The sequence below is a fragment of the Streptosporangium sp. NPDC051022 genome (assembly GCF_040683035.1).
Classification (GTDB): domain Bacteria; phylum Actinomycetota; class Actinomycetes; order Streptosporangiales; family Streptosporangiaceae; genus Streptosporangium.
The window spans coordinates 276,839-288,338 of sequence record NZ_JBFBCF010000005.1 but is presented as its reverse complement, the minus strand read 5'-3'; the positions used below and the strand labels follow the sequence as shown (position 1 = coordinate 288,338).

Genomic DNA, 11,500 nt, shown 5'->3' with positions numbered 1-11,500 from the left:
CATGAACCCCGTCATCACCCCCGCCCGTGAGCCCGAAGCGATCGTGTCGCGCGGGCGTGACTTCAACGTCCGCGACCGCGTCGTCGTCATCACCGGCGCGGGGCAGGGAATCGGCCGCGCCTACGCCCGTGAGTTCGCCGCCGCGGGCGCGGTGCCGGTGATCGCGGAGCTCAACGGCGACTCCGCTCGAAAAGTGGCCAAGGAGATCGAGCAGGAGGGCGGCCGGGCGATCGCGGTGGAGACCGATGTGGCCGATCCCGCGTCCGTGACCGCGCTCGTCGAGACGGTGACCCGTGAGCTCGGCCGGATCGACGCGCTCGTCAACAACGCGGCGATCTTCTCCAGCCTCACCATGCGGCCGTTCGAGGAGATCCCCCTCGAAGAATGGGACGCCGTGCTGCGGGTCAACGTCACCGGTGCGTTCCTGTGCGCCAGGGCGGTGGCCCCGCACATGCGCGAGGCCGGATGGGGACGCGTCGTCAACATCATGTCGGGCGCGGTCCCCCTCGGCGTCAGGAACTACCTGCACTATGTGACCTCCAAGGCGGCGCTGGTCGGCATGACGAACTCGCTCGCCAGGGAGCTGGGCGCGGACGGCATCACGGTCAACGCCATACAGCCGGGAGGCACGTTCACCGAGGTTCCGCGCGAGACGGTGACCGCCGAGGGCAAGGCCCGGCTCATCGCCGGACAGTGCATCCCCCGCGAGGAGGTGCCGATGGACCTCGTCGGTCTCGCGATGTTCCTGTGCACCCCGGCCGCGGGCTTCATCACCGGTCAGACCATCGCGTGCGATGGCGGACTCACCCACACCTGACCATTCCGCTCACCATCCGACAAGGAGGATGCCGTGACTACTCAGCACATATCATCCCATTTCGACCTATGGTTGGACGGTGCGAGCCGCCCGGCCCTGTCCGGTGCCCGATTCGAGCGGCACAGTCCTTTCGACGGCGCCCTGGTCGGAGTCTTCGCCGACGGCGGTGAGGAGGACGCGGAGCGGGCCGTCGAGATCGCCCGGCGCGAGTTCGACACCGGCACGTGGCCCAGGAGTCCCTCCCGCCGCCGCTACGAAGTGCTGACCGAGGCGGCCCGGCTGCTGACGGCCAACGCTGACGCGGTCGCCGAGCGCATGGTGCTGGAGTCGGGCAAGCCGCTCGCCCTCGCTCTCGGCGAGGTGGGGGCCGCGGCCCGCTGCCTGGAGTACTACGGCGGGCTCGCCCTGTCCGTCGAGGGATCGGCGATCAACGAGCGCAACCCCGGCGCGCTCGGCCTCATTCTGCGCGAACCCATCGGGGTCGCCGCGTTCATCACCGCGTGGAACTTCCCCCTGCTCGGTGTGGTCTGCAAGCTCGCACCGGCACTGGCCGCGGGCTGCGCCGTCGTCGCCAAACCGTCGCACCTGTGCCCGGGACCGGCGCTGCTCCTGGCCCGCTACCTCAGCGAGGCCGGACTGCCCGACGGCGTCTTCAACGTGGTGACCTCCCAGCGGGAACGGGGGGCGGTGGTGGGCCAGCACTTCGCGTCGTCCCGTAAGGTCGACAAGATCGCTTTCACCGGGTCAACCGCAGGCGGCCAAGCCGTCATGCGCGCCGCCGCGGTGAACACCAAACGGGTGACACTCGAACTCGGCGGCAAGTCGGCGAACATCGTCTTCCCCGACGCGCCCCTCGACGATGCCGCGCGTACCGCGATCGGCGCGTTCACCTTCAACAGCGGCCAGCAGTGCTCGGCCGGCAGCAGGCTGCTGCTGCACCGCGACATCCATGACGAGTTCCTGGCCATGCTGACGGAGCACGCGGCGGCGCAGGTGCTCGGAGATCCCCGCGACAGGGGAACCACCATGGGCCCGCTCATCAGCGCACAGCAGCACGAGCGCGTACTCGGCTACGTGGGCATCGGTCACGCCGAGGCCAAACTGGTCACCGGCGGCGGCGTGCCGGCCGATCCAGCGCTGCGGGGCGGCTACTTCGTCGAGCCGACCGTCTTCGCCGAGGTGAACAACTCCTCTCGCCTGGCCCAGGAGGAGATCTTCGGCCCCGTCCTCTCGGTGATCTCGTTCGAGACCGAGCAGGAGGCCGTCGCGCTGGCCAACGACAGCGCCTACGGCCTGGCGGGGGGCGTGTGGACCAACTCGATGGACACCGCGCTGCGCGTGGCCAAGGGCGTGCGCACCGGAAAGATGTTCGTCAACTGCTACAACACCGCGGGCATCGACGACATGCCGCACGGCGGCTACAAGGACAGCGGCACCGGCCGCGAGTTCGGCCAGGCCGGTCTGGAGGAGTTCCAGGAGCTCAAGACCGTGCAGATCCTCCTGCGGTAAGGACGGCGCCACGCATGAACATCGCAGAATGGCTCGCCGCGACGGCACGGCGTCGGCCGCACGCACCGGCGCTGCTCGTCGGCGACCGGGTGGTGTCCGACTACGCGGGCTTCGCGGCCACCGCGTCGTCGATCGCCGCCCGGCTCGCCGAGGAGCACGGCGTCGAGCCGGGCGATCGAGTGGGCCTCTACCTCGCCAACACCACTCACTACCTGGAGTGTCTCTACGGGATCTGGTGGTGTGGCGCGATCGCCGTGCCCATCAACCGGAAACTCGCGCGGAACGAGGTCGCGACGATCGTCGCGGACGCGGGGGCCTCGGTCGTGTTCACCGACGACCCGGCTGTCCCCGCCATACCGGAGACGACGTTCCTGCGCGTCACCGGCGACGTCCGGCCCGAGGAGGCCACGCCCTCGCCGGCGGCCCCGGCGGCCCCGGCGGCCCCGATGGCGCGGGAGCCGGGCGACGTGGCCTGGCTGTTCTACACCTCGGGCACCACCGGACACCCCAAGGGTGTCATGCTCACCCACGCCAACCTGATCGCGATGTCGCTGTGCCACGTCGCCGACGTCGACGCGATCGGACCGGACGAGACGGTGCTTTACGCCGCCCCGATCTCCCACGGCGCCGGTCTTTACGGACTCGTCCACGTGCGCACGGGGTCTCGGCACATGTTCCCGCCGAGCGGCCGGTTCGACCCGGACGAAGTGCTCGACCTCGCCCGCGCGGCGGGGCGGGTGTCCCTGTTCGCCGCGCCGACCATGGTCCGGCGGCTCGTGCACGCCGCCAGGTCGCGCGGTGAGGACGGGCAGGGGCTCAAGACCGTGATCTACGGCGGCGGTCCGATGTACCTGGCCGACATCCAGGACGCGATCTCCGTTCTGGGACAGCGGTTCGCGCAGATCTACGGCCAGGGCGAGTCGCCGATGACCATCACCGCACTGTCCGTACAGGAGCATCGCGACACCGGGCACCCGAGGTACGAGCACCGGCTGGCCGGTGTCGGCACCGCCCAGAGCGCCGTGCTGGTGCGGGTGTGCGACGCCGAAGGCCGCCCTGTCCCCCCGGGACGGACCGGCGAGATCGAGGTCAAGGGCGCGACCGTCATGGCGGGGTACTGGCGTGACCCGGCGGCGACCGCCGAAGCCGTCCGCGACGGCTGGCTGCGCACCGGGGACCTCGGACAACTGGACGAGGACGGGTACCTCACCCTGGTCGGCCGCTCGAAGGAGCTGATCATCTCCGGGGGCTCCAACGTCTACCCCCGCGAGGTCGAGGACGCGCTCGTCGCGCACCCGGCCGTCGCGGAGGCCGCCGTGATCGGGGTGCCGGACCCCGAGTGGGGCGAGTCGGTCATCGCGTTCGTCGTGCCCGCGGAGGGCGCCGACATCGACGAGCGCGCGCTGGACGACCACTGCTGCGATCTGATCGCCAGATTCAAGCGGCCCCGCCGCTACCACGTCGTACCCGGCCTGCCCAAGAACGCCTACGGCAAGGTCCTCAAGACCGAACTGCGCGAGATCGTCACCGCGCGCTGATCCAGATCGTGGAGGAAACCATGACCGAACACGCCCACGAGGACGTCGTCTACGAGGACATCGTCTACGAGGAGAAGGACCACGTCGCCACGATCACGTTCAACCGGCCGGAGAAGCTCAACGCCTTCCGCGGCCACACCTACACCGAGGTCACCGACGCGCTGCTCCGCGCGGGATGGAACCGTGACATCGGCGTCATCGTTCTCACCGGGGCCGGCGAGCGCGCGTTCGCGGTGGGAGGCGACTCGTCGGAGAAGAAGTCGGACCGCGTGAGCCGGGGCAGGGGCGCGGTGGGCGTCGCCGTCGAGGAGATGCAGAGCGCGATCCGGGACGTGCCCAAGCCGGTCATCGCGAAGGTGCGCGGGTACGCGATCGGCAGCGGCAACGTCATCGTGACCCTGTGCGACCTGGCGGTCGCGAGCGAGAACGCGATCTTCGGGCAGGCCGGCCCCAAGATGGGGTCGGTCGACCCCGGCTTCGGCACCGCCCTGCTGGCCAGGGGCATCGGTGAGAAGAAGGCACGTGAGCTCTGGTTCCTGTGCCGGAAGTACCCGGCGCGCGAGGCGCTGGCGATGGGGCTGGTCAACCATGTCGTCCCGGACGACCGGCTGGACGACGAGGTCGACCAGTGGTGCCGTGAGATCAACGAGCTCAGCCCGACCGCCCTCGCCATCGCGAAGCGGTCGTTCAACGCCGACAGTGAGAACATCCGCGGTGTGGGGCTGCTGGGCTTCCAGGCGCTCGCGCTGTACTTCGGCACCGAGGAGTCGAAGGAGGGCGGCAACGCGCTGCGTGAGAAGCGCAGGCCGGACTTCCATGGGGCGATGAGGTGACCGTCCTCCCGGTGTCGCGTGCCGTACCCGCCAGGACCGGCGGCGACTCGGCGGCGCGGATCGCCTTTCTCGACGACGACCACGTGCTCCGGATGACACGGCGGTTGCTCACCGCGCGCACGGACCAGGACTGGGCGGGCGTGGCCGCGTTCTTCGCGCCCGACACGGTGGATGTTCCCGCGCTGCGGAGCATGCGCGCCGGCCTGGGGCCCGGCGAGGTGGAGATCGATCCGGAGCCGGCCGAGGCGACGGTGCTCGTGCTCCGCCGCGGCCGGGTGACCCGAGAGCTGATCGAGTCGAGCCCCCGGTTGCGGCTCGTGCAGCGGCTCGGCGCGCGCCACGACGGGATCGATCTCGACGCCGCACGCGAGCACGGTGTCGAGGTTTCGTGCCTGCGACGGCCGAGCCTGGTCCGCACCGCGGAGCACACCCTGCTGTTGATGCTCGCCCTGACCAAACGTCTGCCGGAGGCCGATCGCGCGGTCCGCGCCGACGCGGGTCATGGCGGCCGGGTCGACGGGGTCGTCTACAACTGGGCCGGGCTCACCGGAATCGGCGGCCTGGCCGGACGAACGCTCGGCATCGTCGGGTTCGGAGAGGTGGGCGCGCTTGTCGCCGAGCGGGCACGGGCGTTCGGGATGCGCGTGCTCCACTCCGGCCGCTCACCGTCGTCGGCGGACCCGGCGGACCCGGCGGACCCGGCGGACCCGGCGGACCCGGCGGACCCGGCGGGCGCAGGGTACCGCCCGCTCGCCGCCCTGCTCGCTGAAGCCGACATCGTGAGCCTGCACGCGCCGGGCGCGACCGTGCGCGAACCGGTCCTCGGCCGGGCGGAGATCGCCGCGATGCGGCCGGGCGCGCTGCTCGTCAACACCAGCCGTGGCTGGCTGGTCGACGAGGACGCGCTCTACGACGCGCTGACCGAGGGCAGGCTCGGCGGAGCGGGACTCGACGTGCACCGGGTGGAACCCCGCCCCGGGAGCGATCGATTCTGCGCCCTCGGCAACGTCGTGCTCACGCCGCACATCGCGGGAGGCTCCCGGCTGGAGGTCCTCGGCGAGGTCGCCCGGATGTTCGACAACATCCGGCACGCGCTGGCCTCGGACCCGCCGCCGCACGGACGCGTGGCAGGTGAGGGATGACGGCCTCCGACCGCTCACCGCGGACCGTCGCGCTCGCGGACCTCGACTTCACACGGCTCGTACGGCCCGGCGACACCGTGCTGTGGACGCAGGGGGTCGGCGAGCCACTGCCCCTCGTCGAGCGTCTGCTCGCGCGGCGGCACGACATCGGCGGATTCTCGGTCCTTTACGGCGGCGCGGGCTACGCCGACGTGGTGCGGCCCGAGCACGCCGACGTGATCTCCTTTCTCACGCCGGGCGCCGTCGGCGGCAACCGGGTCCTGTGCGCCGCCGGGGCCGCCGACATCCTGCCCAGCCACCTGTCCGACATCCCCAAACTGATCACCGCCGGGGTGCTCCGCGTGGACGTCGTGATCGCGCAACTCAGCGAGGACGAACGCGGAACGCTCAGTTTCGGACCGGCGGGCGGCTATGTCGACACCGCCATCCGCTCCGCGAGGACAGTGGTCGCCGAGATCAACGACCAGGCGCCGTGGACCCATTCGCGTCACCCGGTCGACGCCGGACGCCTCGACGTCGTCGTCCGCACGTCACGGCCGCTCGTCGAGGTGACGTCGCGGGCGCCGTCGGCGACCGACACGGCGATCGCCGAGAACGTCGTGGACCTGGTCGCCGACGGGGCGACCGTCCAGATCGGGATCGGCGCGGTGCCGAACGCCGTCGCCGGGCTGCTGGCCGGCAGGCGCGATCTCGGCCTGCACAGCGGGGTGATCGGCGACGCCGTCGTCGACCTCATCTCCTCCGGCGCGGTCACCAACGCCCTCAAACCGATCGACCGGGGCGTGAGCGTGACCGGCGGCCTGATCGGCACACGCCGGCTGTTCGACTTCGCGCACGGCAACGACCGCGTGCGGGTGGAACCGGTGACCCACACCCACGATCCGGATGTTCTGCGCCGGTTGCCCCGCTTCACCGCGATCAACTCCGCCCTGGAGGTGGACCTGACCGGGCAGGTGGCCGCCGAGGTCGCCGGGTCGTCCTACGTCGGCACGATCGGGGGGCAGGTGGACTTCGTTCGCGGCGCCTTCGCCTCCGAAGGCGGCAGGTCGATCATCGCCCTGCCCTCGCGCACCGCCTCCGGCCGTGCGCGGATCGTGTCCCGCATCGTCTCCGGCGTCGTCACCACCGCGCGGGCCGACGCCGATGTGATCGTCACCGAGTACGGCGTCGCCGAGCTGCGGGGCAGGTCGATCGCGGAGCGGACACGCCGCATGATCGCGATCGCTCACCCGGACGACCGCGAGTCGCTCGGCGAGCAGGCCCGTGATCACGTCGTCGGTTACCGCTGAGAGTCATCGGTCACCGGCAAGAGAAGCCCGGCCTCGCGGCCAACCCCTGAGTACCGCATCTGATTCCTGGAGTTCCTCGATGAACGCACCCCCACTGGGTGTCGCGGTGGTCGGCGCCGGCGCCGACCACTGGAGCGGCATCGCCCACATCCCCGCCATCACCGCCTCCGACGGCGTACGGCTGCGCCGCCTGGTGACCTCGACGCCGGAGTCGGCGACCGCCGCCGAGCGGCGGTGGGGGGTCGAGGCGACACACGAGCTGAGCCAGGCCCTGGACGACGGCACCGTGGACGTCGTCGCCGTGACCGTCCGCGTGCCACGGCACGCGGAGATCGTCGAGGCGGCGATCTCCGCAGGCAAGCACGTCTACTGCGAGTGGCCGCTCGCGGTCGACCTGCAGGAGGCCAGGAAGCTCTCGGCGTTGTCGGACGGCAGTCCCGGCGGGGTTCACCTGACCGGGTTGCAGGGCCGGTTCTCCCCGCCCCTGCGCGCGGCGGCGGCGGCACTGGCCGCAGGGCGCATCGGCAGGCCGCTGACGGCGAACCTGCGCCTTTTCCTTCCTCACGGGCTGATGGCGCGGCCCGCGCACCGGGCGCATCTGCGGCATCGCAGCGTCGCCGCGAACGTGCTGACCATCCAGGCGGGCCACACGCTGGACATGCTGGGCACGGTCCTCGGGCGGGCCCGGGTGAGTTCCGCGCGGCTGTGGTCGGCGGTGCCGGAGTTCCTCCTGGACACCGGCGAGCGGCTGCCCCGGGACGCGCCGGACAATCTCGTCGCCGTGCTCGACTACGGCGGCGTCGTCGCCGTCACCCAGTTCTCCCAGACCGGCCCCAACGAGTCGTTCGAGCTGGAGATCCTCGGGACGGAAGGCCTCCTGCGCCTTGAGGGAACCGGCCAGCCGCAGTTCGGCGGGCTGACGCTCAGCGTCACCCCGTTCGGCTCCGGGACCCCGGAGGTTCTGGAGCCGGGGCGGGAGCCGTACGCCTCACCGCTTCCCCCGGGGCATCCCGGGCACAACGTGGCCTCCGCCTACGCCGCGCTCGCCGAGGCTGTCCGCACCGGGCGCCCCGACGCGCTGCTGCCCGATTTTCGGGTGGCCGTAAGCCAGCATGAGCTCCTGGACATTATTGCCGCGAAGGCCGTTGACACCGCCGTAAGCCAATGAACATACTAGAGCGCACAAAATAAGCGCAATGCGCACAGTAGTTGATCGCAATGCCCGCTCTGCCCCACGGAACCACAACGCGGACGGTGTGTATGGCCCCGATTCTGGAATACAGGGACCTTTCCAAGATCTTCTTCAAAGGCAACCAGCAGGTCCACGCTCTGGACCACGTGACGGCCGAGGTGCAGGAGGGCGAGCTGCTCGCCATCGTCGGGCCGAGCGGCTGCGGCAAGTCGACGCTGCTCAACCTCAGCGCCGGGCTCATGGAGCCGGGCACCGGGGACGTGCTCTATCGGGGCCGGCCGCTCACCGGCGTCAACACCCAGGTCAGCTACGTCACCCAGAAGGACAACCTGCTGCCGTGGCGCACCGTCGAGGACAACGTCGCCCTTCCCCTCCAACTCGGCGACCGCGTCCGGCTGTCGAAGGACGAGCGCCGTGAGCGCGTCACCCGCCACATCGAACTGGTCGGCCTCGGTGGATTCGAGAAGCACTACCCGAGCGAGCTGTCCGGCGGCATGCGCAAGCGAGCGCAACTGGCCCGGTCGCTCGTCTACGAACCCGAGGTCCTGCTCATGGACGAGCCGTTCGGCGCACTGGACGCGCAGCTCAAGCTCGTACTTCAGGCGGAACTGCTGCGGACGTGGGAAGGGACCGGCAGGACGCTCGTGTTCGTCACCCACGATCTCACCGAGGCCATCTCGATCGCCGATCGCGTGATCGTGATGTCGTCCAGGCCGGGCCGCATCCAGGCCATCGAGCACATCGACCTCCCGCGGCCACGCGACGTCTTCGGCATCCGGTTCGCCCCCGGCTTCGGGGACTACTTCGAACGGCTGTGGTCGGCGCTGCGCGAGGACATCCGGCATGGACAGGAGGTATGAGCGATGACCGGCACAACGGTGAAGCGGACCGTGGTCGAGCCCCCGTCGCCGACGGTCGACGAGGTCTTCCTGGTCGATCCCAGCATCACAGCCCGCCGCCGGCAGCGGATCATCGTGGCGGTCTCCCGTCTCGCGCTCGCCGTCCTGGGCCTGCTCGCGTGGGAACTGACCAGCGGCAGGCTCGTCTCGGACTTCTGGATCAGCAGGCCGAGCGCGATAGGTGAGGCGTTGGTCCGGTTCGCGCTCGACGGCCAGCTCCTGCCCGCCGTGTGGGTGACCCTGATCGAGACCGCCGTCGGTTTCGCGGCCGGGGCGAGCCTCGGCATCCTGGTCGGCCTGCTCTTCGGCGTCAGCCCTCTCGTCGCCCGTGTGCTCGACCCCTTCCTCACCGCGCTGAACTCGATTCCCAGGGTCGCGCTGATCCCGCTGTTCATCCTGTGGTTCGGCATCGGGTTCGAAACGAAGGTCATCTTCGCGGCGACCCTGGTGTTCTTCCCGGTCTTCATGAACACCTTTGCCGGTGCCCGCGACGTCGACCGCGACCTGATCGATGTGATCAGGGTGATGGGGGCCTCACGAGTCGACGCGGTACGGCGGGTGCTCGTCCCCTCCGCCCTGGTGTGGGTGTTCGCCGGACTGCGGATGTCCGTCCCGTTCGCGCTCATCGGTGCGGTGATCGCCGAGATGTTCACCTCCGACGAGGGGCTCGGATACCTGATCGCGATCACCGCGAACCAGTACGACACCGCGGGCTCGTTCGCCAGTCTGCTCGTCACGACCATGCTCGGCCTCGCCCTCACCTGGGGGCTGACCCAGTTGGAGCGCCGCACTCTCCGCTGGCGCCCGAACACCGACTGAGCAACCGATTCATCAGGGATGCCCGATCGGGGACGGTCTCCCGACTCTCATCACCGCAGGAAGGAACGATCCATCATGATTCCCCAGAGCCCCGGCACGAAGCCCCCGGTCATCCAGACGTCGCGTCGCCGGTTTCTCGGATGGGCGGCGGCAGCCGGCGCCGCGGTCGCGGCCGCCCCGGTTCTGTCCGCCTGTTCGAGCGCTCCCGCGACCGGTGGGGGAAAGTCCCGCGCCGTCAAGCTGATCCACGCCTCCAAGGACCCTCTCGTGCTGTGGTCGGTGACCTACCTGGCCGAGGACCGGGGTTTCTACAAGGAGGAAGGGCTGAGCGTGGAGCGGGTCCTCCTCGCCGGCGGTCCCGCGGCGCTGACCGGGCTGCTGTCCGGAGCCGGGGACGCCAACCTGTCCGCGCCCGGCGAGTTGCTGTCCGCGGTCGGTAAGGGGCAGCAACTCAAGACCCTGCTCGCGCACACCAACAGCATGCCGTGCGTGCTCGTCGTCAGTAAGAAGTTCGCCGAGCGGATCGGCGTCACCGCCGACAGCCCGCTCAAGGAGCGGCAGGCGGCCATCGGCAAGGTCAAGGGCGGACGCTTCGGCATCACGGCTCCCGGCAGCCAGACCGACGGGTTCACCCGCCTCGCTCTGAAGCAGGCCGGTCTCGACCCCAAGAGCGACGCGCAGATCGTGCCACTGCAGACCGGGGCCAACTCGCTGGCCGCGCTGGCCAACGGCCAGATCGACGGTTTCATCGGGGTGCCCCCCTCGGCGGAGAAGGCGGTGCTCGAACTGCAGGCCGTACCGCTGCTGGTCAACCAGACGGGGGAGATCAACGGCGCCGACCGTGTGCAGGGCATGACGATGCAGGCCCGTACGCGGGACGTGGAGGCGAACCCGGAGCTGTACAGGGCCATCGTCCGCGCCGACGCCCGCGCCATGCGCGCGCTCGTCGAGGATCCCGAAGGGGCCGGGGCGCTGCTGCGCAAGACCAGGTTCGGTCAGCTTGAGGAACCGATCTGGAACTACGCGTGGAAGCTGCTGCAGAAGTCATGGGGTTCCCCGTACGTCACTCAGGACTCGCTCGCCGCATGGCTCGACAACGGGCTCGTCGCCGGGGTGAGCGTCGAGGGGTTCCCCTTCGACAAGGTGCTCGACATGCGGTTCGTCGACGAGGCCCTCAAGGCGACAGGCTGGACCCCGCCCGCCAAAAAGTGATGAAGCCCCCCTTCGCCTCGCCGACCCAGAAGATCGTCGTCACCGACGCCCCTGGTCCCGCCAGGGGTGAGCCGGGCGAGCGGTGAGGTGAACGGTCACCGTCTCCCGCGGCTTTTCAGCGCACAGATCATGCGCATTCCGCACGCGATATGCTTTATCCTGACGGTGTGCCTAACTTGATGGAGGGGTAGTGGCAGCGGAAAGGACCGGGGCGAACGCCGATTCGCCGGCGTCCCGGCGGTCGGTGGTG

General features: G+C 70.2%; 10 protein-coding genes. All 10 read left to right on the top strand.

From position 1 onward, the window contains the following. The first annotated feature begins 1 nt into the window (after window position 1). The 10 genes from AB0N02_RS12470 (at window position 2) to AB0N02_RS12425 (ending at window position 11,250) form a co-directional block, all read left to right on the top strand. On the top strand, window positions 2–817 hold the full coding sequence (locus tag AB0N02_RS12470; protein ID WP_363945271.1) for an SDR family oxidoreductase: 816 nt from the start codon (window positions 2–4) through the stop codon (window positions 815–817). A gap of 72 nt (window positions 818–889) precedes the next feature. After that, window positions 890–2,326 carry an aldehyde dehydrogenase family protein gene (locus tag AB0N02_RS12465; protein ID WP_363945269.1) on the top strand — a complete coding sequence of 479 codons (1,437 nt, stop codon included), beginning with the start codon at window positions 890–892 and terminating at the stop codon, window positions 2,324–2,326. A gap of 14 nt (window positions 2,327–2,340) precedes the next feature. Further along, a complete protein-coding gene (locus AB0N02_RS12460; protein WP_363945267.1) occupies window positions 2,341–3,864 on the top strand; it encodes an AMP-binding protein in 1,524 nt (507 codons plus the stop codon). 20 nt (window positions 3,865–3,884) lie between these two features. Then, a complete protein-coding gene (locus AB0N02_RS12455) occupies window positions 3,885–4,697 on the top strand; it encodes an enoyl-CoA hydratase-related protein (RefSeq protein WP_363945265.1) in 813 nt (270 codons plus the stop codon). Then, window positions 4,694–5,839, top strand: coding sequence for an NAD(P)-dependent oxidoreductase (locus AB0N02_RS12450; RefSeq protein ID WP_363945263.1), 1,146 nt, complete (start codon window positions 4,694–4,696; stop codon window positions 5,837–5,839). The genes AB0N02_RS12455 and AB0N02_RS12450 overlap by 4 nt, the downstream gene beginning before the upstream one ends. Next, window positions 5,836–7,128: an acetyl-CoA hydrolase/transferase C-terminal domain-containing protein gene (locus AB0N02_RS12445; protein ID WP_363945261.1), complete on the top strand. Its 1,293-nt coding sequence runs from the start codon at window positions 5,836–5,838 to the stop codon at window positions 7,126–7,128. The genes AB0N02_RS12450 and AB0N02_RS12445 overlap by 4 nt, the downstream gene beginning before the upstream one ends. 79 nt (window positions 7,129–7,207) lie before the next feature. Then, complete coding sequence (locus tag AB0N02_RS12440) at window positions 7,208–8,296, top strand: Gfo/Idh/MocA family oxidoreductase (RefSeq protein WP_363945259.1); 1,089 nt, start codon at window positions 7,208–7,210, stop codon at window positions 8,294–8,296. A 92-nt stretch (window positions 8,297–8,388) separates the two neighbouring features. Beyond that, on the top strand, window positions 8,389–9,180 hold the full coding sequence (locus AB0N02_RS12435; RefSeq protein WP_363945257.1) for an ABC transporter ATP-binding protein: 792 nt from the start codon (window positions 8,389–8,391) through the stop codon (window positions 9,178–9,180). Between the two features lie 3 nt (window positions 9,181–9,183). Then, window positions 9,184–10,038, top strand: a complete 855-nt coding sequence (locus tag AB0N02_RS12430; RefSeq protein ID WP_363945256.1) for an ABC transporter permease — start codon at window positions 9,184–9,186, stop codon at window positions 10,036–10,038. 75 nt (window positions 10,039–10,113) lie between these two features. After that, window positions 10,114–11,250 (top strand): ABC transporter substrate-binding protein, encoded by a 1,137-nt coding sequence (locus AB0N02_RS12425; RefSeq protein ID WP_363945254.1) that lies wholly within the window; start codon window positions 10,114–10,116, stop codon window positions 11,248–11,250. Window positions 11,251–11,500 lie beyond the last annotated feature (250 nt).

What these genes read in the sequence shown, in the direction of transcription:
- AB0N02_RS12435 (WP_363945257.1), top strand. Translation starts at nt 8,389, where the DNA reads ATGGCCCCGATTCTGGAATACAGGGACCTTTCCAAGATCTTCTTCAAA.
- AB0N02_RS12440 (WP_363945259.1), top strand. Translation starts at nt 7,208, where the DNA reads ATGAACGCACCCCCACTGGGTGTCGCGGTGGTCGGCGCCGGCGCCGAC.
- AB0N02_RS12445 (WP_363945261.1), top strand. Translation starts at nt 5,836, where the DNA reads ATGACGGCCTCCGACCGCTCACCGCGGACCGTCGCGCTCGCGGACCTC.
- AB0N02_RS12430 (WP_363945256.1), top strand. Translation starts at nt 9,184, where the DNA reads ATGACCGGCACAACGGTGAAGCGGACCGTGGTCGAGCCCCCGTCGCCG.
- AB0N02_RS12460 (WP_363945267.1), top strand. Translation starts at nt 2,341, where the DNA reads ATGAACATCGCAGAATGGCTCGCCGCGACGGCACGGCGTCGGCCGCAC.
- AB0N02_RS12425 (WP_363945254.1), top strand. Translation starts at nt 10,114, where the DNA reads ATGATTCCCCAGAGCCCCGGCACGAAGCCCCCGGTCATCCAGACGTCG.
- AB0N02_RS12470 (WP_363945271.1), top strand. Translation starts at nt 2, where the DNA reads ATGAACCCCGTCATCACCCCCGCCCGTGAGCCCGAAGCGATCGTGTCG.
- AB0N02_RS12455 (WP_363945265.1), top strand. Translation starts at nt 3,885, where the DNA reads ATGACCGAACACGCCCACGAGGACGTCGTCTACGAGGACATCGTCTAC.